23 protein-coding genes are annotated in these 21,814 nt (G+C 40.9%); 15 read left to right on the top strand and 8 right to left on the bottom strand.

Annotation, left to right across the window (positions count from 1 at the left end; translation table 11 throughout):
• Positions 1–7: 7 nt before the first annotated feature.
• The 6 genes from DYH27_RS12795 to DYH27_RS12770 all read right to left on the bottom strand — a co-directional run bounded on the left by DYH27_RS12795 (position 8) and on the right by DYH27_RS12770 (position 4,942).
• Positions 8–1,075, bottom strand: coding sequence for a nucleotidyl transferase AbiEii/AbiGii toxin family protein (locus tag DYH27_RS12795; RefSeq protein WP_097646958.1), 1,068 nt, complete (start codon positions 1,073–1,075; stop codon positions 8–10).
• A complete protein-coding gene (locus DYH27_RS12790; RefSeq protein ID WP_025068442.1) occupies positions 1,072–1,782 on the bottom strand; it encodes a DUF6577 family protein in 711 nt (236 codons plus the stop codon). Before DYH27_RS12790 ends, DYH27_RS12795 begins: the two co-directional genes overlap by 4 nt.
• 96 nt (positions 1,783–1,878) lie before the next feature.
• Positions 1,879–2,187 (bottom strand): helix-turn-helix domain-containing protein, encoded by a 309-nt coding sequence (locus tag DYH27_RS12785; RefSeq protein WP_025068443.1) that lies wholly within the window; start codon positions 2,185–2,187, stop codon positions 1,879–1,881.
• The gene (locus DYH27_RS12780; protein WP_115338023.1) at positions 2,175–4,241 is read right to left on the bottom strand and encodes a bifunctional DNA primase/helicase; all 2,067 of its coding nucleotides are present in this window, start codon (positions 4,239–4,241) and stop codon (positions 2,175–2,177) included. Before DYH27_RS12780 ends, DYH27_RS12785 begins: the two co-directional genes overlap by 13 nt.
• A gap of 3 nt (positions 4,242–4,244) precedes the next feature.
• The gene (locus DYH27_RS12775) at positions 4,245–4,619 is read right to left on the bottom strand and encodes a hypothetical protein (protein ID WP_061869213.1); all 375 of its coding nucleotides are present in this window, start codon (positions 4,617–4,619) and stop codon (positions 4,245–4,247) included.
• Entirely contained in the window at positions 4,619–4,942 is a 324-nt protein-coding gene (locus DYH27_RS12770; RefSeq protein ID WP_004353888.1) for a helix-turn-helix transcriptional regulator, read from the bottom strand. Before DYH27_RS12770 ends, DYH27_RS12775 begins: the two co-directional genes overlap by 1 nt.
• A gap of 1,307 nt (positions 4,943–6,249) precedes the next feature.
• On the opposite strand from DYH27_RS12770, the gene DYH27_RS12765 reads away from it, so the two are divergent.
• The 15 genes from DYH27_RS12765 (at position 6,250) to DYH27_RS12700 (ending at position 18,840) form a co-directional block, all read left to right on the top strand.
• Positions 6,250–6,468: a helix-turn-helix transcriptional regulator gene (locus DYH27_RS12765; RefSeq protein WP_025068397.1), complete on the top strand. Its 219-nt coding sequence runs from the start codon at positions 6,250–6,252 to the stop codon at positions 6,466–6,468.
• Between the two features lie 6 nt (positions 6,469–6,474).
• Positions 6,475–7,758: a DNA cytosine methyltransferase gene (locus tag DYH27_RS12760; RefSeq protein WP_025068396.1), complete on the top strand. Its 1,284-nt coding sequence runs from the start codon at positions 6,475–6,477 to the stop codon at positions 7,756–7,758.
• A gap of 1 nt (position 7,759) precedes the next feature.
• A complete protein-coding gene (locus DYH27_RS12755) occupies positions 7,760–8,863 on the top strand; it encodes a hypothetical protein (protein WP_025068395.1) in 1,104 nt (367 codons plus the stop codon).
• Positions 8,864–8,899: 36 nt separating this feature from the next.
• Positions 8,900–10,732: a DUF262 domain-containing protein gene (locus DYH27_RS12750; RefSeq protein ID WP_025068394.1), complete on the top strand. Its 1,833-nt coding sequence runs from the start codon at positions 8,900–8,902 to the stop codon at positions 10,730–10,732.
• 6 nt (positions 10,733–10,738) lie between these two features.
• Entirely contained in the window at positions 10,739–11,005 is a 267-nt protein-coding gene (locus DYH27_RS13635; protein WP_244595187.1) for a nuclease-related domain-containing protein, read from the top strand.
• An 81-nt stretch (positions 11,006–11,086) separates the two neighbouring features.
• Positions 11,087–11,473, top strand: a complete 387-nt coding sequence (locus tag DYH27_RS13630) for a topoisomerase DNA-binding C4 zinc finger domain-containing protein (protein ID WP_244595186.1) — start codon at positions 11,087–11,089, stop codon at positions 11,471–11,473.
• A 10-nt stretch (positions 11,474–11,483) separates the two neighbouring features.
• Complete coding sequence (locus DYH27_RS13475) at positions 11,484–12,866, top strand: GxxExxY protein (protein ID WP_029754956.1); 1,383 nt, start codon at positions 11,484–11,486, stop codon at positions 12,864–12,866.
• Between the two features lie 12 nt (positions 12,867–12,878).
• Positions 12,879–13,259, top strand: a complete 381-nt coding sequence (locus DYH27_RS12735) for a hypothetical protein (RefSeq protein WP_025068392.1) — start codon at positions 12,879–12,881, stop codon at positions 13,257–13,259.
• Entirely contained in the window at positions 13,256–13,621 is a 366-nt protein-coding gene (locus DYH27_RS12730) for a hypothetical protein (RefSeq protein WP_025068391.1), read from the top strand. Before DYH27_RS12735 ends, DYH27_RS12730 begins: the two co-directional genes overlap by 4 nt.
• A 734-nt stretch (positions 13,622–14,355) precedes the next feature.
• The gene (locus tag DYH27_RS12725) at positions 14,356–14,664 is read left to right on the top strand and encodes a DUF3853 family protein (RefSeq protein ID WP_025068390.1); all 309 of its coding nucleotides are present in this window, start codon (positions 14,356–14,358) and stop codon (positions 14,662–14,664) included.
• Complete coding sequence (locus tag DYH27_RS12720; protein WP_029216383.1) at positions 14,661–15,713, top strand: AAA family ATPase; 1,053 nt, start codon at positions 14,661–14,663, stop codon at positions 15,711–15,713. Before DYH27_RS12725 ends, DYH27_RS12720 begins: the two co-directional genes overlap by 4 nt.
• Positions 15,714–15,895: 182 nt before the next feature.
• The gene (locus tag DYH27_RS12715) at positions 15,896–16,786 is read left to right on the top strand and encodes a CHC2 zinc finger domain-containing protein (protein WP_025068388.1); all 891 of its coding nucleotides are present in this window, start codon (positions 15,896–15,898) and stop codon (positions 16,784–16,786) included.
• 102 nt (positions 16,787–16,888) lie between these two features.
• Positions 16,889–17,236, top strand: coding sequence for a plasmid mobilization protein (locus DYH27_RS12710; RefSeq protein WP_004342798.1), 348 nt, complete (start codon positions 16,889–16,891; stop codon positions 17,234–17,236).
• Positions 17,233–18,159, top strand: a complete 927-nt coding sequence (locus tag DYH27_RS12705; protein WP_025068387.1) for a relaxase/mobilization nuclease domain-containing protein — start codon at positions 17,233–17,235, stop codon at positions 18,157–18,159. The genes DYH27_RS12710 and DYH27_RS12705 overlap by 4 nt, the downstream gene beginning before the upstream one ends.
• A gap of 21 nt (positions 18,160–18,180) precedes the next feature.
• Positions 18,181–18,840, top strand: coding sequence for a hypothetical protein (locus DYH27_RS12700; protein WP_025068386.1), 660 nt, complete (start codon positions 18,181–18,183; stop codon positions 18,838–18,840).
• Between the two features lie 154 nt (positions 18,841–18,994).
• On the opposite strand, the gene DYH27_RS12695 is transcribed toward DYH27_RS12700, so the two are convergent.
• On the bottom strand, positions 18,995–20,278 hold the full coding sequence (locus DYH27_RS12695; protein WP_025068385.1) for a PDDEXK nuclease domain-containing protein: 1,284 nt from the start codon (positions 20,276–20,278) through the stop codon (positions 18,995–18,997).
• Entirely contained in the window at positions 20,275–21,810 is a 1,536-nt protein-coding gene (locus DYH27_RS12690) for an ATP-binding protein (protein WP_025068384.1), read from the bottom strand. Before DYH27_RS12690 ends, DYH27_RS12695 begins: the two co-directional genes overlap by 4 nt.
• Positions 21,811–21,814 lie beyond the last annotated feature (4 nt).

Genomic DNA, 21,814 nt, shown 5'->3' with positions numbered 1-21,814 from the left:
TAACTGGTTATTTTTGTAATAGTTCGCTTGTCTTGACCCAATAGAAGAAAGCTTCAGGTAGTATTTTCTTCAATTTGTTGAGTTTATTATTGACGGAAGGAGACAATTCCATGGCAAGTATGGTGTTTGGATTTCCATCGTATTTCTCAATTCTTGTGCTTGATTTTTCTATTGAGGTAGCAAGGTAAGCCGCACGAGCCGAATCTACGATAGCTTCTTCTATGCGATATTTCCCTTTGTAGATGTAGCCGTCTATTTTCTTAATGCCACTTTGCAGCATTTTGAAATCACCTTTACCCATCTGCCCTCTAGTGCCCAGACACAAGGCGGTCTCCCTAATATCCTCATAAATGAGTGACAGTTCAGCGGGTAAGCCCCGATATTGCAATTCTATTTTCCCGATTTGGGTGAAAGTATCCTTAGTGTGCTGAAAGTTACCGGAATGTTCAAACAGCCTGCCTACATCGTATAGCTGCTTGATGATTTCCAGTGAGCAATCCCTGTCTCCCTTGATATAAGGAATGCCAGAGGTATTGGGAGCAAATGCCGTAAGTTTATCACCGAGAATATCATCAGCGGATGGCACGGTTACCTTCAACGGCTCATCGTCCAATTCTATAAAAGGTCCTTTAATCTCGACTTCTTCAGTAGCGTGATATTGTAAATCCTCGTACAGGACATCAAGCAGTATATACGCAGGTTTATCATCGTTCTTATAAGCGATGTGATAAAAGAATTTCGAGTGACTCTTGGGAATATTCGTGTCCCTCTGCTGCCGTTCTTCAAGGGTTTTGGATATGAACCCGAACTTTTCTATATCTTTCAGATAGGGCTCAATATCCGTCCCGGGCGGGCAGATAATGTCAATGTCTATGGATAGTCGGTGAGCGGACTCACCCAAAATAAGCATCAGAGCCGAACCACCCTTGAAACAGAAAGGGCAACCGGACAATCTCAGCATCTCCAACAGGTACATTGCCCTGATGACTTTCTCTATCAGATTCAGGTCTTTATACTTGTTACGCACAGAAATGGATTTTATCCACTCGGCGGTCATACATTCTTTCTTGATCATACAAATTCCTTGATATATTTTTCTATTTGCGGTTTAATATTGCGCCGTGAGGCATATCGCAGTAACATGCCAATATTCACATTATAGTTGGCAAAGGCATTCTGCATCATGTACAAGGACTCTTGACCTTGCAGGTAGAAGAAATCCCTGTCACATTGGATATCAACCAAGAGTTTCTCAATTCTTGGTACATTTATGCCGTTTACTTCCTGTATGGGCGATTCTGAAACAAGAGGCTTCACAATAAAGGATCTTTTGTCCAACCGGATATAATCGGACATAATATCCTCCTTTGGCGAAAGGAAACTGCGTTCGTGCATATCCTGTACAAAGTGGAAAATGGTTTCAGTGGCATCACGCTCCGTTTCTATATAGATATTGTTGTTGTACGACAGGTGATGCTGCAAGTCAGACAGTATTTCACCGTTATAGGCACAAAAGTCCAATAAGGGATATACCGCTTTTAATTTCTTATACAACCGAATGGAGTGAGCATTAGGAACAGGACGGAAAATGATTTTTGGGGTTGTCGTATATACTCCTTTGCTTATTCTGAATATTTTTTTTTCGTCCAACAACTTGCGTAAATGCCAGGACAGCATCTTCTTGGAAAGTTCAATCTTCCCGGAAAGATACTCAGACAAGTCATTCGTCTTGAATTCCTTGTTGGCGTTTGCAAAATCTACAATGATATTACTGACATTCATTCTGCTATCATTAATGGTTCGGTGCAAAGATAGTTAGATTTTGGCAATAAAACAAATATATTGCCAAAATCTAACATGTCGGTATACTGCCTGCCGTTACCAACCATCTCGTTTATGCAACATTTCATCTATCTCTTCCCGAAGGAAAAGCAATCGACCATTGGCTTTGAGGTAGGGTATTTTCCCTGCCCAAACCCAGTTGTAAATGGTCTTTTGTTCCACCTTCAAAATTTTGGAGACATCTATGATATCCAAGTATTCGGGTTTCAATGGAGGGTGAACGGTCGTATCTACTTCCTGTTCCCGTAGGACAAGCAGACGGTCGAGCTTGTCTTCCATATTCTTCAGTTTATCAAACAGGCGTTTCTGCCATGTATCTTCTGGCTGTTGATCTAAGTATGGCATAATTCTCCTTTTTGATAGTTACCACTTGTATCTTGTATCAAAATACGCTGCTCCTTCATATAGGCAATATATTTCTTTGCGGTCCTGTCCTTGATTTCCATCTCTCGCATCAGAACCTCACAAAGTTCTTGGTAAGTGAGCTTGAAAGAATTTCGGAAGGCTTCTTTGACAACGCCAATAAGCTCATCAGTCTTGCGCTTTTCCTTGTCCTCCTTGGACTTCTCACCACGATAGACGTGCATGTCCTCTGTCTTATCCCAGCCGAAAAGCATCATCGGTACGTCCAACGGACTTCCGTCACGGACTTTCAATGCCTTCACCACAGAGTATTCGGGATTGTCGTCTTTCTCAATGGAGAGAATACCGGCCGCCTTGCGTTGCAGTTCCGAGCCTATATGACCACGGAGTTTGATACCATTCGGTACGAAGTGCAGCACGCAGATGATACAGGTATTATAAATCCCCGCCAAGCGATAAAGCTCGTCCACAATGGCAATACTTTCCGTTTCATCGTTGGCGGAACGTATTAAGTCGGCTATTCCGTCAATCACCACAAGATGGATGCCTCCATGCCTGTGATGGAACAAGTCCATACTCTCGCGGATAAGCTTCAGCCTGTCCTTGCGGGACAGAGAGGCAAGATACAGGGAATGGCAAAACTCCGGTACTGCCGTCAAAGAAGCCCTACGCAGTGTCTTACCCAAGTTCTTGTGCAGCTGTGCCTCGGACTGTTCCGTGTCATAGTGCAGGACTGCCAAGCCTTTGGGATTGGCGGTAATCTCCAATCCCAAGGTATTCTCTATCGGCAATCGTTTTTCTCCCAACGCTCCGGCAAGGATGGCTCCGACATAGTTGCTCTTGCCTGTCCCCTCACCTCCGGTAATGCAGAACAGGTTATCCTGCGTGCCGAGTGGCACACCGTTTACTGCTACTACTGATTTGGAAATGTCCGGTGGATTCTCATAGTCAATCTCACAGGAACGTAACATCATCATGGTTTGGCTGTATAGGTCTGAGAACATCTTGGCAAGCAGCTCTTTCAGTTCCTTTGCACCGTTGCCCAAGGCAAAGAAATCTGAAATGTCTTTTTCAGACTTCGTACCACTTAGCGGAAGTGAAAGGTTCAATACTTTGTATTCTGCCAGATGTTCTGCTTGTCTGTGACTCTCGCGTACGCCTGTCTCGTCAGCATCATACAGAAGTATGATATGCCGAAAGCGAAGCTGAAGGCTCTCGATGATGCTTGTCGGTATCTGTGCCGTTTCACTGTTGAAGCAGATTGCATTGAAGCCGTGTGCATACAATGAGAGTACATCCTTTTCCCCGCCTGTAATGAAGAGCATATCTCCTTTGGCAGGAATCTGCTCCATTCCGAAGCAATAGGTGGCAGGCATCCGCCCACCATAAAGAAAGCGGATTTTCGGGCTGTGGGGACGGTATATTTTGACATACCCGTTTCCGATATAAGCAAAGATAGGTTCCGTAGGTGAGCCATAAAGTTCAAATTTTCTTCCATCAGAAGAAATACTCTCATAGCGTTTAAGACTCCGTACCCGAAAAAGGCGGAGTGTATCCTCATGGATGCCATAATGCCCCCAATAGTTCAGCAGCCCATTGTCAAATGGCTGTATCTCGAAACTGTATGGACGTTCTTCCTTACTTTCGGTAATGTCAGCCTTTGAACTTGGGATGACTAGACTTTTCTGAATCGGCGTAGCAATTTTGCCCTCGCTACACCTCTCACCGTCATACAAAGAATACAGTCCCAATTCTTGTACGATGATTTTCAAGACTTTTGGGAAATCGGTTTTCAGGTTTAGGCTGTGCAAGGTTGCCACAAACCAGAAACAGTCTCCTGAATAGGCGGTATCGCCATGATCATAGAACTTATAGGATGAGCTCTTCCTGTCATAGAAAATATGACAGGAAGCCCGCCTGTCATCATAGAAAGGACTGCGGAAGTTGCGATGAAGGTTCACCTCAAAACCAAGGAAATGGGAGAACACGTTCAACCCTCCTTGTGTAAGCAAAAGTATTTGTTCTTTATCTATCATACTTTATCTATTTTTAGGATTAAGGCAAGAACTCATTATAAGATTGTCCTTGAAGCGGTTGAGTCGTCCGAGAATCTCATCGTTCCTCATCCCTGATACACGGAGCCGGTTACATTTCACGGCAATAATGATTGATTTGAAAAAATAACGCACATCGCCGCCCTCCGTGTAGCGGTAACGCACCAGCTGCTTCTTGCGCCAGCGGTAAAGGGTGGACTCTGAAACATTCAGAGTCCCGATTAGGTCTTTCGTGGTCATCTCCAGCTCGTCGTCAATGTCTTGGATAAGACGGGAGGTGCGCTCAACATACTGCTCAATACGATTGAGCTTGTCTATCAGTTCTTGATAGGCTTGGCTTTCTACTGCGATTATTTCCATCAGCGTAATCGTTTGGTTTTAATTGTTACATGTTCTATTCCGAGTTCACAGACTAACTGTGAAAGTCTTCTGAATGCTTCCTCAGTGAAAACCTCCAGGTGAATTTCTGCTATAGGTAAAGGATCAGTCTGCCCATTACGTGCAAGAAACTCGAATATTTTGGTAGGCTGGATGTCCACTTTAGAAGCGTACATCAGAACTTGATCAAGGGTCATTGCTGTCTTTCCTTTTTCCCAGCGCGAGATTCGGCTCGAACTAACTTTCAGAATAACAGACAGATACTCCTGCGAATAACCATTTTTCACTCTTGCCGACTTCAGCATTTCCAATAATTCTTTCATACTTATAAAATTACTAAAGCACTGTCACAAGAGCAACCCGCTACATGAAAATGTTTGCATACTATGCAATCTGTCTTGCAGCCAGTGCAAGTTTGTTTAACAGTAGCGGAACACATAATATATTGGCTAATATAATGATTTTAATCTGAAAAAAGACAATATGAAATACGGTTTAGACAATTAAAATTGCTTTAAAAACACGCAGTGCAAGGTGCAAGACCCTTTATATATAAGGGCTTGCACCTTGCACTGGAAAATGTAGCAGTAAAATCTCTAAATATTTATGACGCAAAGATTTGGATGGTAGTACATTTTTATATATCTTTGTACCCAAGAAAAGAGAGCGGTTGAGCTTTCAATAGGTAGTCAGAATGGTAGTCATTAAGCGGTCAGAATACTGCTACAAAAATGCTACACTGATGATTTGTCAAAACATATAGAAAGTTTATATACAACGAGATACGAGAGTTTGGTTCACAAACCCCTCTCTCCGCAAACAAGGGTGTAAATCAACGAGTTACGTGATTTACACCCTTTATTACACCCAAAAAATCTCGGTATTTCTTGTATGGTTTATTGCGGCACGATGTCAGGGATTCTATTCTTACGTATCACTCAGAGCTACTAGAATAAGACTGTTATCAACTACTACACTATTGCCCTTGGTCGTAACAAAACCTCCCACCAACGAGCAGGATTTTCGTGGTCATCTACGAGTTTGAATGCCACGGTTAGCAAGTAGAAGTGGGTCATCTAGGCAACCCAATGCGTCTCAACGAGCAGCACCAGCTCATCAGTCAAGGGCTTCGCTGGCAAGCAACGCCTTATGTCCCTTTTTCAGCCGTAGCAACAATCCTGGCCTTATTCTTGCCATCTAGTTGGCTGGAGTGTCAAGAGGACGCAACGGCTTTCGTAAGGACAAGTCAGGCGAAAAGTTCGCCGAATAGGAAGAAGATATCCTCGAACACCGCACCGACGGCTCCGACGCTTTCGACACGCTTTATATCGGCTGCGAAAAATTCCCAGTCCGCGATACTGTCAGCGGTATTCTCTAACCGCCTAACTATCAGCCCTCCCCAAACGATGCTTTATTTCGCTCCAAACGATGTATCGTTTAGGCTCAAATGTCGCTTTGTTTCTCCTCAAACGTTACGACGTTATTGTTCTCATTTCGGCAAGAAACTTATCCTTCTTGTCGTTTTTTTCGCATCTAATGAAAAAAAAACTAAGTCATCGCATCGATTATATCCTTTTTTGTGTATATTTGCACACAAATAGATATATAACTTATGGCAAAAAAATTATACCCAAATAGGTTAAGAATAATTTTGGCTGAGAAGAACGTTACAAATCATTGGCTTGCAACGGAAATGGGCGTGACAGACATGACAGTTTCGAGATGGTGTACAAATCGGATACAGCCTTCAATTTCACAACTTGTCCAAATGAGCATGTTATTAGATACCGAGATGGAGAAATTTATTGATACAAGCGTTGACCTTGGATAAACTGCGATGACAAGTAAAATCAATATGGAAAACTTTCCCTCCGCCATAGATGGTGGAGTTAAGATTTATGATGAAACCTCGTATGAGAATGCCATGGCTGTCATAAGCCATAAATTACATTCCATCAAGACAACTGGCAAATATGAAGATGAGGATAGAAATGAGATATTACTATTGCTCAAAGAATTCTTAGAATACAAAAAAGGGAATATTGAGATTACAGAAGAATATCTCAACATGGTTGCTGAGAATCCTCTTCAGTATAGCCTCTTCCAAGATTTATTTAATATTCCTTTTTCTGCACCAAAGCAAACAGATTTCAAATTTATAGATTTATTTGCTGGTGTAGGTGGATTCAGACTTGCCTTGCAAAGAATAGGAGGCAGATGTGTCTACTCTTCTGAATTTGAGCCAAATGCTCAACAAACATATTTGGCAAACTATGGAGAGATGCCTTTTGGCGATATTACAAAGGAATCTACAAAAAGTTATATTCCAGATAATTTTGATGTCTTGTGTGCCGGTTTTCCATGCCAGCCATTCAGCATCTCTGGTAAGCAAAAAGGATTTGCAGACACACGAGGCACTCTTTTCTTTGACGTTTGTCAAATATTAGAAAGAAAACATCCTTCTGTTGTTTTCTTAGAGAACGTGAAACATTTACAATATCACGACGGGGGACACACACTTGAAGTTATTTTGGAGAAATTAAAGGAACTTGGATATCATACTGAATGGAAAATTCTAAATGCTGCTGATTTCGGAGTTCCACAGAACAGAGAAAGAATAATCATCATTGGTTCTTTGAAACAGCCATTTGTTTTTTCAAGGTTGGTTAAACAACCGAGAAAACCATTAGTTAACTTCTTGGACGAATCAGGTGATTTCGAGTATTTAGATCCCTCTGAATACACTTTGCTCGAAGAAACCCATCAGACTCAAGCAGGTTTGATATTTGCGGGGTATAGAAACAAAGCCATCAGAAAGGCTGGCGTTCGCCCTGGTACAGAACATCTTTCAAGAGTTCACAAGCAACCAAATAGGATTTACTCTATTTATGGTACACATCCGACACTCCCGTCACAGGAATCATCTGGTAGATTCTTTGTTCTGACAAAGGACAATCGTGTCAGGAAACTTACCATTAATGAGTGCTGGCGCATAATGGGTTTCCCTGACAATTTTGTTCGCGTTAGTGCTGTTGGAGCTCAATACAAGCAATTAGGGAACTCTGTGTGTGTAAGCATGATTGAAGCAATAGGAAATGAAATAAAAAGACAATTGTTATAAGATGATAAATTATAGACAAATACTCGACGACGCATATTCTTCTGCCGAGCAGATACAGAATGTCGATGAGACATTTACTTTCAGCAATGAAGTAAAGGGCTACATAGAAACCATTGTTGATAAAGCAGAAAACAGTAAAGCTGTTTTAGCAGTAATTATAACTCTGATGGCACACAAAATAGTTGTTCCTGAAGATGACATCCGATATCATCAAAAAGATATTGGCAATTTTTCGGGAAGAACTATTGACTCGAAGTTTATTACTCCTTTTATTAAGGAGAAGAACTTTCCTGCCATGGCTGAGTCTGGATGGTTAACAAGGAGTCTCGAACAGAAAGTTCCTTATGACTTGAATTATCCTGGGGCTATAAAGCCGACCTCACTGAAAAACGCTTTCCTGCAACTCATAAATGAGGTACAGGTAAACGGAGTAGATGCGAAATCTATTCTTACTTATTTCTTTGTCTTGTTGATAAGGCAGAGAGATAGCCATAACATTGACTTAGCAAAGCCACATAGTCTTTCTATCTCAAACATCATTGAGGTACTACACCAACACTTTGATTATCCATATCAAGGACACGGTGCATCTCGCCTTCCGACACTTGCCATATATGCGGCATACGAATGTATGATGAAAGAAGTGTCACGTTTTCATGATAAGCAATTGTGTCCTCTTGAATCTCACACTTCTGCGGATTCTCAATCAGGTCAAATTGGCGACATACAGATAAATGACATCAATGGAGAGGCATTTGAAGGAGTGGAAATCAAACACAATATCGAAATAACCAAAGATTTGGTTGAACATGCCTACACCAAATTCATGTCACAGCATACCAATAGGTATTATCTCCTGACCACCGCAGATATGAGTAAAGCAGATTGGAGTCCTATTGAGGAAGAGATTAAATCAATAGCGAGGAAACACGGATGTCAGGTGATAGTAAACGGTGTGTACACATCACTAAAGTACTACTTGCGCTTACTGAGTGATCCTTCAGATTTCATCGAACACTACGTTAATTTGATGAAGAATGATGAAAATGTAAAATATCCTCAGCAGGCTGCATGGAATGAAATAATCAGCAAGTTAAATCTCTAATTATAACATTCCTCTGTACAAACAGATTATTTTTGTATGATTCAGAGCGTAAACAAATATCATATCTACGAGATACTTTCTGCGGATGGAAATTTCTATTACACCATCCCCAAGTATCAGCGTGAATACACATGGAGTTATCGTGAGTGGGAAGCACTCTACGACGACATCAGTGAGAATAACGATGAATATTTCATCGGATCTATTATCTGCATCCCACTGGGTGATGCCATCAATCCATATTTAGAGGTGATTGACGGACAGCAACGACTAACCACCATCAGTTTGTTCCTTACAGCCATATATACGCGCCTGAAAGAACACAAGGATGAAATGAGCGAGGATGACGAAGATGTTTTGCCGTCGTTGAGAAAATCATTGAAGAGCAAGAACTCTCCTAATGAGATGAAACTTGTACCTCAGGTGCAGAACTATAACTTAGACGATTTCAATCATCTGATGAATGGCGTTGCGTTACGCAAAGCATCTGCTTCCAAGCATCCTTATTATGCACAACGCAAGATTGCACGTTGCTATAATTACTTTTTGAAACGCATTGACAAAGAGATTGAGTCATTGAATGATGAAAGTGTTGTAGACTTCCTGTTGGGAAAATACAACAAGGTGAAACAAGCCATGTTGGTGAAGATTGAGGTTTCTTCACACTCTGATGCTTATGTGCTGTTTGAATCGCTAAACAATCGAGGAACACCACTCACAGCTATTGACTTGATGAAAAACCTTATCATGGCAAAGGCAGAGGGGAATAACCTTACAATTGATGATTGCTTTAATCGCTGGCAAACGCTGCTCGGAAACCTTTCAGAAGATTATAGCATACAGGAACGCTTCTTCCGCCAGTACTATAATGCCTTCAAACACCGTTTGAACGAGCCTTTCCAAAGTGACGCTGACCGCAAGAAAGACCCATTGGGCGTTGTGGCTACACGCTCGAACTTACTTAATATATTCGAAAGCCTAATCAACAAAGACCTTCCCTCGTTCCTTGACGACATTTTACAATGTGGTCAAATCTACTCATGGCTTATCTTACAAGATATTATTGAGAATCCATATCACAAAGCGTTGGAAGACCTTGACCACATTCAAGGTGCACCATCCTATTTGTTGCTCATGTACTTAATACGCAACAAGGAGGAATTTGCAGTTTCAGAGGAACAAATCAACTTGATAATCCGCTTGCTTGCCAAGTACTTTGTTCGCCGTAATATTACTGACTATCCTAACACTCGCGACCTTACACGCATCTTTATGGATATAATCAGTAAGTTAGAAGAAGCACAAGCGACTGGTGGCAAAGTGGTATCGATTATTATTGACATATTAAGCACACCAACCAACTGCGCATCTGACGAGCAGTTCCGTCGCAGTTTGGAGGGCGATGTTTACAAAGATAATGTTGGCGCAACACGCTACATTCTTTGTAAACTTGCAGAGGCTGCTATGACGCAAGAGACTTGGACCGACCTTTGGCGTCGCACCGATAAGAAAGTGTTTGTGTGGACTATTGAGCATATCTTCCCAGAGGGGCAGAATATCCCTGAAAGTTGGGTCAATATGATTGCAGATGGCGATAAGGAACTGGCAAAACAGTATCTCGAAGAGTACACTCATAAAATCGGAAACCTTACCATTACTGGCTATAATAGTACACTGGGAAACAAGTCATTCGAGGAAAAATGTGACCGTAAAAGCAAAGATGGTCAGCGTTTCATCGGTTACAAGAATGGTCTTGACATCAACCGTGAAATAGCTACAATGGATAAATGGACTGTCGATGATATCAAGACCCGCACCGCAACCTTGGTAGACGAGTTGATGAAAGTTTATAAATTTCCTGGAGAATAACAATTCATGTTCCTATCTGCACTCATAGTAATTCTGGCTTTCTCTGCAATGCTTTACCTTCGCTTCAACAAAGGTAAGATTGCGGAGAAAATGGTGCATCATAAATTGATGCAGCTACCAGAGGAATATCACGTCATAGACGATGTGCTCTTTATGAGTAATGGTAGGTCAACACAAATCGACCATATCGTTGTATCACCTTATGCCGTTTTTGTTATTGAAACCAAAGGCTACAAAGGTTGGATTCTTGGAGGAGAAAATTCAGAGTACTAGACGCAAATCATATACGGACACAAGTCAACCTTTTACAGCCCACTTCTGCAAAATGATGGCCATGTGCGTTTCTTGAAGTTCATGCTGAAAGATTTAGGGAACATTCCATTTATTCCGATTGTGTGCTTCAACAACGAGGCAGAACTGAAGGTAAATGTTAACACCCATATTGTGGTGAATCGTTGCTGCTTAAAAGATGTAATTTTGCAATATAAAATTCCTGCAATTAGCCAAGAGATTAAAGAGAAAATTATTAGTATCATTGAGAGCAATAGCAAGACTTTGGAAAAAGGTGCTACATGCGAACACAAGTACAATGCACTTCGCAAGCAATACGATAGCCAAAATAAAATCCAACACGGTGTATGCCCAAGGTGCGGAGGACGACTTGTAGAAAGGCAAGGTAGATACGGATGTTTCTTTGGGTGTTCTAACTATCCAAGGTGCAAGTTTACATCTAACCGTTAATAAAAATATTATGGTTGATACAACAGATTTTATTCGACCTCGATTATCTGATCATTATGGAATTCCCTTGTTACAAAGCAAGGTAGACTTCGCTATCCCATATATGGACGAAGATATACCTCTATATGTTGACCCATTTCTCTTGTGGAAGTCACCATCACAAATGGATAACGGACAACATTTATCGGTGATTACCGCATTCAATGAATTGGGGCGAATGTATTTGGACGATAAGCAAGATAAAGCTATTGAGACCTTAATTTATCTCAGTGAATGCGCTGAGGTTGGATTAGGCACATCGAACAAGCGTATGGGGCGGCCTATCTCAACGGCAAAAGCAAAAGAAGTTCTTGACTTGTTTCAGGCAATTACCCAAGTGTCGCAGTTGGGATTTAAGCATATTGAGCAGATACAGTTACTGGTACAGGACATTTCTAAAGATAGGATTAGTGATATTGCGTGTTCTCTGATAAAATCCTTCCTCATTGACTACACAATACAAGAGTGTAAAAAGTATGGCATACCTCTCAGTTTGTCTAAAATATCGTATTATGACACGAAAAAGAAGAGCATAGTTGAAGAAACAACAAATTTGCCAATCAACGAAAAAACGGAACAAAGCATTCTGTTTGTACCCAAGCGTTGGCTGAGGTTTTCACCGTGGCTAAACTATGACAGCTACTATAAGGACTATATTATTGCTGATATAAATAAGGAATATGACGGCATTAAAAATCGCATCCAAATACTGGAGTATAATAGGCATCATTTCGACCAAGTAGAAAAATACATTTCCATTAAGGAACTTGCAAAAGATGATTGCAAGAACGACCCTCTGTTCTCAAAAATAAGCAAAGAATCTGCAAGAAGGAAAGTCTGTTCTATTACAAAACTATATACAGGCAAGAAAGACAATGCAGATAAAAAATATGAGGAATTGATGGGGCAGGTCTTGACTTCTTTACTATATCCTCATTTGGATTTTGCACAAGAACAGAGTAGAATTGAGTCAGGAACCCAAATCCGTGATTTAATCTTCTACAACAACATCGACACTGACTTCCTCAAAGAACTGTACGATGTGTATGATTGCCGACAAATTGTTGTGGAATTGAAAAATGTTCACTCGATAGAACGAGAACATATCAATCAGCTCAATCGTTACATGTCTGGAAATTTTGGACGTTTTGGCATTCTTTTTACAAGGAACAACCCTTCAAAACAAATGCTTCAAAACACAATAGACCTTTGGTCAGGACAACGGCGCTGTATTTTGATAATGACAGACGATGATTTGAAGTTAATGCAGAATATCAACTCCAATGAGCAAAGGAAACCAATTGAAGTTATTAAAAAGAAATATGTTGAATTTACAAGATTGTGTCCGAATTAAAATAGTATTAGAATGACAAAAGAAGAAATTTTGAAGTTCGATAAGACTGCAACTCAGTTGCAAGCCTTACATGACGAAGTTGCCGTACTGGTCAAAAAAGACCCCAAGGCAGAAGTTAATGAGTTCAAACTTAAACTTATCAACAAGGTACTTGTAACAGCAAATGACATCCTTGGAGATATGAAACCTTTTGACGGTTTTGAAGTGTTTGATATAGATGCTTTGCCTAACAATGGAGATGTTGCAATGATTATCAGCCAATATATCAATTGCATGGAAGAACTGAGAAAAGATAATGTTCATATGTTTTCAGGACGTTGGTATTGGAATGTCGATGGTAATAAAGAAAAGAATGACATCAGGACATACATGCCTCTTAAATATCAAAAATGATGAATAAGGTATCTAAAGAAAAAGTTGAACTATATGAGGTCGTTCGTCCTCTCCTACATTCAGCATATTCCGAAGTAAAAGTTATGTCTGGTAAAAAGCAATCGGAACAGCTCAACCTCAACAAAGTCAAGATTATCAATAAATTGTTAGACAAAGTTTTGATTCTGCTGAAGGACGAACCTACAATCGAATTCCTTCAAAAACTGGATGAAGATGATTTGCCGACAAACAGCGATGCAGTTTTAATACTATCCCAATCTTTGTCCGCTATGGATCAGTTCCATTCAAAGTATTTCCATTCTGATGAATGGGAAGCATTCCGCACAGGAAAATGGCAGACAGAAGATGATGAGGAGGAGTAAATCTTCAGTATATGCACAAATAAATGTTTTTTCTTGTGCATAGTTCACTATACAAGCAGACTTTGGATCCGCCCAGTGCGGCACCAAGGTCTGCTTTCTTTTTATCGGTAGTCGCTTTGCTTTGGCGGACACTCTCGCCAGTGGTAGGTTACCGCCCATTGTCTATATGCCAGAGGGAGGAGGGAGTGCGCCGCCGTTGGGGCTTGAAGTGGTAGGTGTAATCGACCTCGCACGGGTGGTTGGCGGTTGCTGGTATTCGTGCTTGCTGTGGGGCTGCGACCGTGTAGCTTGTGCCGTGGTGATGACACGGAACCAAAGTTTGTTCTTACGAGGGAGAGTGTTTGCTAGAAGTAAATGAGAGATTGAATTTAGCGAACAGAGGCTTATTTTCCCTTCACAAAGTTAGGTTGCTACCCTTGGTGAAAAATTAGACACGATTTCCTCTCAATATTTTTATAGATCTACACCTGTTCAGAATCTAATGTACGTGTAAGAGAAAATCACTAAAACAATCATAATGATTACTTATAAACGGTATTTTGCCCGATATTGTTCACTTTATGAGTATGGTTTAAGTGTTTTTGATAGTCGTTGATTTCCTGGTATTTCCTTATACTTCCCGCTATATCCCTGCCTCTTGGTAGAGTATCAAAAGCCCTCTACTTTTGCATCGTCAGAGCTGACTGAATGCCCTATGCGCAAGGGCAAGTTATTCATTTCAAAACAATTGAATTATGACGATAAATGAATTACGGGACAAGCCTGTTTGGCAGATGACTGGTGAAGAATTACTTTTCCTTGCACAACACAGTAATATATCCACGTGCGGGGAATTAACAAAGGCTTCTTCCTCCAAAGAAGAAAAGCGATATGTGTACGGGTTGGCTGGTATTGCACGCCTTTTCGGGTGTAGCCTGCCCACGGCTAATCGTATCAAGCAAAGTGGTAAAATCAATCGTGCCATTACGCAGGTGGGGCGCAAGATTATCGTTGATGCCGACCTTGCACTGGAATTGGCAGGACGAAAGACAGGAGGAAGATGATGAATATAACAGATTATGAAAACATTTGGAAAAAGTCGCTTATCCATGTAACCGATGAGTTTACGCTTCCTCCAGTTGTACTACAAGCAGGTGAAGCCATTATTGGCACACTGGGGAACTTCAGTGTATCAACAGGTAAGGCGAAAGCTAAGAAGACTTTCAATGTGAGTGCCATCGTCGCAGCAGCCCTTGTCAATGGGCAGGTGCTGGAATATCAGGCATCATTTCCTGAGAGTAAACGCACGATTCTTTACTTTGATACGGAACAAAGTCCTTATCATTGCCAACTTGTGATGCAACGTATTTTGAGATTGGCAAAACTGCCGATAGACAAGGAACCGCAGAATTTGAAGTTCAGTCATCTTAGAGCCATTGCAGACCCTAACGAGCGCAGAGAAATCATTCGTTATGCCATTTACAATACACCCAATGTGGGTTTGGTAGTCATTGACGGCATTCGGGATTTGATGCTCGACATCAACAATTCAACAGAGGCAACCAAGTTAGTGGGCGACCTGATGCAATGGACGAGCGAGCAAAACATTCACATCCAAACTGTGCTTCACCTCAATAAGGGCGACGACAACGCACGAGGACATATTGGGACGGAACTCAACAACAAGGCAGAGACTGTCTTGCAAATCACGAAAGACAACACGCTGCCTGAACGCAGTATTGTTGCCCCCTCCATCATTCGCTCCAAACCCTTTGAAAGGTTTGCCTTTCGACTTAAGGAGGTTGAAGACAATATTTGCATTCCCCAAATAGATCTCTCATATTCGGACAATGAACGGAAGTCACATCGTTTCTCCTACCAAGAGTTAAGCACTAACGAACATCGAAAAGCGTTGGAACCAGTCTTCTCTACAAATGAAGTCTTGCCATATAGTAAACTTATCGTAGCTCTCAAAGAGGCTTATGTAAAAGTTGTGGGACAATCCTACGGACAAACAAAGCTCAAAGAGCTTTTGCAATTCTTGCTTAACAAAGGCATAGTGGTTAAGGAAGAACGAGGAAAATATCGGCTCAGCCATAATTCTCTACTATAAAACCTTTGGTCGGTCGGACACAGGCTATATATACCTGAACCAATCCGACCAATGAGAAACAAACTTGGTCGGACGTAAAGGTGTGCCTATAGTGTACGACTGTCCGACCAATCCTAAGCCTTTCAGCCTCCAAAAGAAAAAGGCTGAGAGTTATTCTTTTCAAACTTCAAAACAAAATCACAATGGAAATACAAAATATCAAGCAAATCTCTATCACAGATTATTTGCTGCAACAGGGTTATTCACCTGCACGAGCACAAGGTATTCACTTTTGGTACTGCTCCCCGCTACGTAACGAAAGTACACCATCATTCAAAGTAAATACAGAGCGCAACCAATGGTATGACTTTGGAACTGGCGAACATGGAGATATTATTGACCTTGTGCGTGCTTTACAACATTGTACCATGAACGAAGCTATTGAACTTCTCATCGGTTCAAAACAAATAGTGCATCAAGATTTTTCTTTTGGCGGTGAAAGAAAAACCTCTAAACATAAATTAGAAATCATATCTGTGCAATCACTTACCAATCCTTATTTGTTACGTTACATCGCAGAGCGAGGAATTTCTCCCAACACCGCCAATAGATTCTGTTCTGAAATTCGATACAATAATACCAATCGGACATACTATGCCATTGGGTTTGCAAACGATGCTGGCGGATGGGAAATTCGTAGTCCTTATTTCAAAGGCTGCATTGCTCCAAAAGCGATTACAACTATTAGCAAAGGCACAGACGTTTTACAAATCTTTGAAGGGTTTATGGATTTTCTTTCGTGGCAAACGCTGAATCCAGCTTCAACTTACGATACCATAGTTCTTAATTCTCTAGCTCTTTTGTCACGCATTCAAGAGAAGATAAAAGGCTACAAGCAAGTTGAGAGTTTTCTGGATAATGATGATGCTGGACGAAAATCGTTTGAATTTTTGAAGCAGTTTTGCCCATCTATCATAGATGGATCTGTTCGCTATCGAACTCACAAAGATCTCAACGAATGGCTTGTTTCTCAGTCCAAAGTGCAAGAAAATCAACCTTCGTTACCAACCACGAAGCGTGGTATCAGAAGATAGTGTTTATTAGGGGAGCAAGTTTGTGTTTCGAGTATCTCAAAACCTACTTACTCCCATCATAGGGAGGTGAAAATCCCGTTGGTCTCATCAAAAAAATAAAAAATGGAACAGAAGAATAAAGGTGGACGACCCACCAAGACATTATCAGAGAAACGGAAATATCAAGTGCTTCTTCGGCTTAATACAATGGAGTACTACACCTTATTGGGAAAATCACGTGAAGCCTCAATTTCTCGAACAGAGTTTTTACGGCAGCTCATTACAAATGCAGAAGTAAAGAGCCGAATCAAGCCTGAAGAAATGCAACTCATCCGTACAGTTTCTGGTATGGCTAACAATCTTAACCAAATTGCCCATCGGCTCAATGCTTTCGGCATCTCTGCACTCAACGAAGAACTGAATGCGCTGAAACAACTTATTCATGAACTTATGAAACGATTGAAGCCATGATAGCCCAGATTATTAAAGGAACAAACTTCAGTGGAGTTGTCAGTTATATGCTTAGCAAAGAGAAAGGAAAAGCTAAGGTTTTAGCGAGTAATAACATTGGTTTTATCGACCAAAACCTATGCGCCGACGAGTTCGCTCTGCAAGCCTCTATGCGCCCGAACGTACAGAAGCCCGTTTGCCATACGATACTCTCGTTCTCTGCCAGCGATGCCGAGCGACTGACAGATGATGTGATGGTGAAGATTGCCAATGAGTATTTAGAGAAAATGGGCTACGGGAATACGCAGAGCCTTATCGTAAGGCACAGCGACCGCCAGCATCCGCACTTGCACATTTGCATCAATCGCATTGGCAATGATGGCAAGACCATCAGCGACCGCAATGAGAAATACCGCTCCACAAAGATTTGCCGGGAACTGACTGAGCGTTATGGTCTGACTATTGGCGAAGGAAAGCAAGAGGTAAACCGCTTACGATTGAGAGGTGAGGATAAATTGCGATATGAAATATTCGATGCCATCAAAGCTGTGTTGCCCCAATCGAAGAATTGGAAAGGCTTTGTCGCAGGTTTAGACAAACAAGGCATTACCACTCATTTCAAAACAAAAGGCAATACAGACGTAGTGCAAGGCATCATCTTTATAAAAGACGGTTTCAGTTTCAGTGGCTCAAAGATAGACCGTTCCTGCTCTTTCTCTCGCCTTAATGCAGAGATAGAGCGAAATTCCCAACGACAAGAGCAAAGTCATCTACAAAAAGAGCCTATGGTATATTCTGTCGATGAAAATAGTTTTATTTCAGACTTTTCCGAAGCAATTAGCGAAGTGTTCACAATGCTGACACCAAGTAGTGGCGTAGACGTTGATGAACTTCGATTTCAAAAGAAACTCCGCAATAAAGCTAATCGTAAACGTAGAATTTAATCACATCAAATTTATATCAGTATGAATAACGAAATAGCACCTGTTCTCGATATTCTCGAAGAACTCAAACAAGAATGCAAAGCCATCATTAAGGCGCAAACAGAACTGCGCACCACGCTTGCAGAGCAGCCTGCCAATCCAATAGCAGAGCGCACCACAACGCAAGAGACCGTGCAAATCCATCTCTCCAAAGAGACGCAAACTAAAATCAAAGAGCACCAGCTTTTTGTTTTGGAGGCATTATCGCAGTCGAGCAAGAAACTCGACCCGAAGTTTGAAGCCTTACAGCAGCTCATCCGTGAGCAGCAAAAGCCCGTAGAATATAAGAACTACTCGCTCTTTGCAAGTGTGCATTTAGCCGAGCGCATGTTACTCCTGTTAGTCTGTGGACTGGTCATGATAAGTTGCTGGTTCTTCAGTATGGGAGCAAACCAACTGCAAACCGCCTCCGATTACGACCTCCGTTATCGCTATCTGCGAATGCAAGGCAAAGCTACCAAAAAAGATTTTGACTACCTTGACAGCATTTTTATCACGCATCGTAATCCCAAAGCCATCCAGCAAATGCAGCAGAAGGTTATTGATTATGAACAAGCCCTGCAACGGCAAGCAGAGTTGTTGTTGCAACAAGAACGTATCAAACAGGAACAAAGAAAACTTAAGAGGCAGTTGAGAAAATAGCAAACACTCCAAGAAATTGTTTAGTATAGTTTCTTGGAGTGTCTTCGTTTAGTAGTTGGTTTTTATGCTTGTAGGTAAACTAATAGTTTACTACTGAGTAAAAAATTAAACCTTTAATCCTCTTTTTGATTAATTGCTGACGAATATAGATATTTCATCTTTCGCTATCTTGCTCTACTATCTTCGACAACTCTTCCTCAACTTCTTCCACCGTAGGCAGAGCCGACTTCAAATCATCAGGTATAGACTTTGTCAGTTGATAATCACTGACACCAATAGGCTGATCATAGCCAGAAAGAGCATATTGCGCCACCACCTTATCTCGTCCATTGCAGAGTAGCAATCCAATAGTCTTGTTGTCGTATTCTCCACGTAGCGTATCGTCTACTACATTGATGTAGAAGTTTAGTTGTCCCATGTATTCTGGTTTGAAAGGTGTGGCTTTAAGTTCAACAACCACATAGGCATGCAGTTGGATGTTATAGAGGATGAGGTCGGCATAGAAATCAGAGTCGCCTACTTCAAAATGCTTCTGCTGTGCCACAAATGCAAAGCCACTGCCCATTTCCAAAAGATATTTGGTGATATGAGATACCAATTGTTGTTCAAGGTCTCGTTCTGCCATTTTATCTGTCTGTCCCATCAAATCAAAGATATAAGGGTCTTTCATCAGATAGTTGGCAAGGTCGCTTTGCGGTTTGGGCAATCGTGCCGAGAAGTTACTCACTTTCTTTGCCGTGACCTGTCGAGCGAAAAGATTGGTCTCAATCTGCACCTGCAGAACATTGCGACTCCATCCATTAGCAACTGCTTGCGAAATGTACCAATAGCACTCGCCTAATGGAAGCTTACTATTAAGCAGAATTACATAGCTCGCCCAGTTGGTGCGAACTATGGCAGAATGCTTGAAGATTTCCTCTATCTGACTGATGTCGCAGTGATAGATTGCTGACAATGTTTCAGTAACTTCTTCTAATTGTGCAACAGGCTGTTGCGTAATTGTGTTCGATTGATTATCTGTGGATTGAATTAGTGCAACAGGTTGTTGCACTATTTCATTGAGTTCATTAGTCAAGCTCAAAACATTTTCTACTGTAGGAGTTGTGAGTAAGCTATCTATCCTGTCCATCTCTTTCAGCACTTCCAACGGATAAGCACTGGCAAACTGGCACATATAGAAGATATTTCTGCGAGAATACCCTTTCTTATCTGGATATTTAGAACGTATCGCCTTGGAAAGTTTATCTATGACTTTACTTCCCCAACCTTCTTTTTTTTGGAGGTAGAGAATAAAATGCCCTACTTTCCAATAGTGGAAAAGCATATCTGCATTTGCAGAGGCTATCATACGTACTTGCGTATGCTCGAGGTCAGACCCAATAGCACGTACGATAGAGAAAAAATCCTTTGGGTCTATGGCTTGTATTTCTTGTTTCATTTATTAGAACTATTTACGGATATTAAAAATGCCCTCATTTCCTCTATCGACTGTTGGAGTTCTTCTGATGTATAGAGCCTATTTTGTGTATTCTCTGGATGATGAATTTGGTGACGAATGTACTTAGCTAGACTTATATTTTCAGTAGTACTCTTCCCATGCCAACACTTAATGTATGTACGCTTTGACTTTCCTTGCTCAAAAGATGCTAATTGTCCTTGTAATTCAAGATGACCATAGAGTTCATCGTGGTATTCTGCATTAGTATCACCAAAAGCAATATAGTTTATTTCGTTGAGAGATGGATAAGGTAATGCTTGTACATCTACTTCGACAACCTCCTTTTGTTTGTTATTATTAAGCCGTGCAAGGCGGAGCTGGTTAAAATCAAGCTGTTTAACTATATGACCACTATGAGTAGTTAGCAGTATCTGATGCCCTTTGTTTCCCAACTCCTTTAGAGCATCAATGAGGATTTTTTGATGCTCATTATGTTGTGATGTTTCAGGCTCTTCAATGGCGTAAATTAGTGTGCGATTATCCCTAGAAGCCTTCTCTTCTGCTTTTGCTCGAAAGAAATTGAGTAGTATCAGTCTTCGTACACCACTTCCTCTTTTATTCATCGCAATTCCATCATTTCCCTCTATTGATACAGACTTGAAGAGTTCTGCCCACTTTAATTCCTTTACCTCAGGAATTTTTACCTTTAGACCTTCGGCAATATCAGGATTCATTTCCTTCAGTTTACTGAGCGTGCTATTAGCTACTTTCCGAAGTTTCTTTGTGACTTCTGTAGCAATTTCATTGAATTGAGCTTCTAAATTGTTACTACTAATAATCTCTTTCGTGGCCTCTTTTAGTGGATCCTGAACTTCGCTATCGTTATCACTATTCTTACGATCAGATTGGAATAGAGAGTACTGAGGTAGAAACTCTTTGATCTTCTCCCATATATTCTTTCCATCTTCTTTTGCTAAGTCAAGCTTTTTGAGTTCACAATGCTGGTTGACATCGTAGTGTTTCCAAATAGCAGAACGCATTATTGCATTGATAGAATTATTCTCACAAGGGATGCCTACATCCTTTATTATTTTCTTTAGATCAGAAGATTTCTTTGTATACAAATCCGAACAATTCTGATCGGATGGATGATATGCAGATAGATACACCTGTTCTTTTAACCCTTTTAAAGGGTATCGTTTGATAACCTCAAGTTCTTTATCCTCATTGAGCAAAAATTCATCTTCAAGAGTCGTTAGATATGTACTGTCTATTGTTATCTCAGTTGGTAGGTCGTTAAAACATACGGTAATCTCAATATACTGTTCATCTGGTCCTTTCGCTTCAGTATTGAGATCGTTAGCCTCTAATTTAACAACACCTTTTCCTTCATTGAAGAAAATGTCTAGGGCTTCTAAAATCGTAGATTTTCCAATATCATTACGCCCTATAAATGCTGTAAGATTCTCGAAAGAGATTTCTACGCTTCTATAGCTACGGAAGTTTTTGAGTTTCAGTTTGCTTATTTTCATATCT

Source organism: Prevotella denticola, assembly GCF_900454835.1.
Classification (GTDB): Bacteria; Bacteroidota; Bacteroidia; order Bacteroidales; family Bacteroidaceae; genus Prevotella; species Prevotella denticola.
The sequence above is the reverse complement of the archived record's forward strand: the minus strand, read 5'-3'. Positions and strand labels throughout refer to the sequence as shown.

Coding starts and splice junctions, on each gene's coding strand:
- DYH27_RS12795 (WP_097646958.1), bottom strand. CDS start 1,075: ATGATCAAGAAAGAATGTATGACCGCCGAGTGGATAAAATCCATTTCT.
- DYH27_RS12790 (WP_025068442.1), bottom strand. CDS start 1,782: ATGAATGTCAGTAATATCATTGTAGATTTTGCAAACGCCAACAAGGAA.
- DYH27_RS12785 (WP_025068443.1), bottom strand. CDS start 2,187: ATGCCATACTTAGATCAACAGCCAGAAGATACATGGCAGAAACGCCTG.
- DYH27_RS12780 (WP_115338023.1), bottom strand. CDS start 4,241: ATGATAGATAAAGAACAAATACTTTTGCTTACACAAGGAGGGTTGAAC.
- DYH27_RS12775 (WP_061869213.1), bottom strand. CDS start 4,619: ATGGAAATAATCGCAGTAGAAAGCCAAGCCTATCAAGAACTGATAGAC.
- DYH27_RS12770 (WP_004353888.1), bottom strand. CDS start 4,942: ATGCTGAAGTCGGCAAGAGTGAAAAATGGTTATTCGCAGGAGTATCTG.
- DYH27_RS12765 (WP_025068397.1), top strand. CDS start 6,250: ATGGCAAAAAAATTATACCCAAATAGGTTAAGAATAATTTTGGCTGAG.
- DYH27_RS12760 (WP_025068396.1), top strand. CDS start 6,475: ATGACAAGTAAAATCAATATGGAAAACTTTCCCTCCGCCATAGATGGT.
- DYH27_RS12755 (WP_025068395.1), top strand. CDS start 7,760: ATGATAAATTATAGACAAATACTCGACGACGCATATTCTTCTGCCGAG.
- DYH27_RS12750 (WP_025068394.1), top strand. CDS start 8,900: ATGATTCAGAGCGTAAACAAATATCATATCTACGAGATACTTTCTGCG.
- DYH27_RS13635 (WP_244595187.1), top strand. CDS start 10,739: ATGTTCCTATCTGCACTCATAGTAATTCTGGCTTTCTCTGCAATGCTT.
- DYH27_RS13630 (WP_244595186.1), top strand. CDS start 11,087: ATGCTGAAAGATTTAGGGAACATTCCATTTATTCCGATTGTGTGCTTC.
- DYH27_RS13475 (WP_029754956.1), top strand. CDS start 11,484: ATGGTTGATACAACAGATTTTATTCGACCTCGATTATCTGATCATTAT.
- DYH27_RS12735 (WP_025068392.1), top strand. CDS start 12,879: ATGACAAAAGAAGAAATTTTGAAGTTCGATAAGACTGCAACTCAGTTG.
- DYH27_RS12730 (WP_025068391.1), top strand. CDS start 13,256: ATGATGAATAAGGTATCTAAAGAAAAAGTTGAACTATATGAGGTCGTT.
- DYH27_RS12725 (WP_025068390.1), top strand. CDS start 14,356: ATGACGATAAATGAATTACGGGACAAGCCTGTTTGGCAGATGACTGGT.
- DYH27_RS12720 (WP_029216383.1), top strand. CDS start 14,661: ATGATGAATATAACAGATTATGAAAACATTTGGAAAAAGTCGCTTATC.
- DYH27_RS12715 (WP_025068388.1), top strand. CDS start 15,896: ATGGAAATACAAAATATCAAGCAAATCTCTATCACAGATTATTTGCTG.
- DYH27_RS12710 (WP_004342798.1), top strand. CDS start 16,889: ATGGAACAGAAGAATAAAGGTGGACGACCCACCAAGACATTATCAGAG.
- DYH27_RS12705 (WP_025068387.1), top strand. CDS start 17,233: ATGATAGCCCAGATTATTAAAGGAACAAACTTCAGTGGAGTTGTCAGT.
- DYH27_RS12700 (WP_025068386.1), top strand. CDS start 18,181: ATGAATAACGAAATAGCACCTGTTCTCGATATTCTCGAAGAACTCAAA.
- DYH27_RS12695 (WP_025068385.1), bottom strand. CDS start 20,278: ATGAAACAAGAAATACAAGCCATAGACCCAAAGGATTTTTTCTCTATC.
- DYH27_RS12690 (WP_025068384.1), bottom strand. CDS start 21,810: ATGAAAATAAGCAAACTGAAACTCAAAAACTTCCGTAGCTATAGAAGC.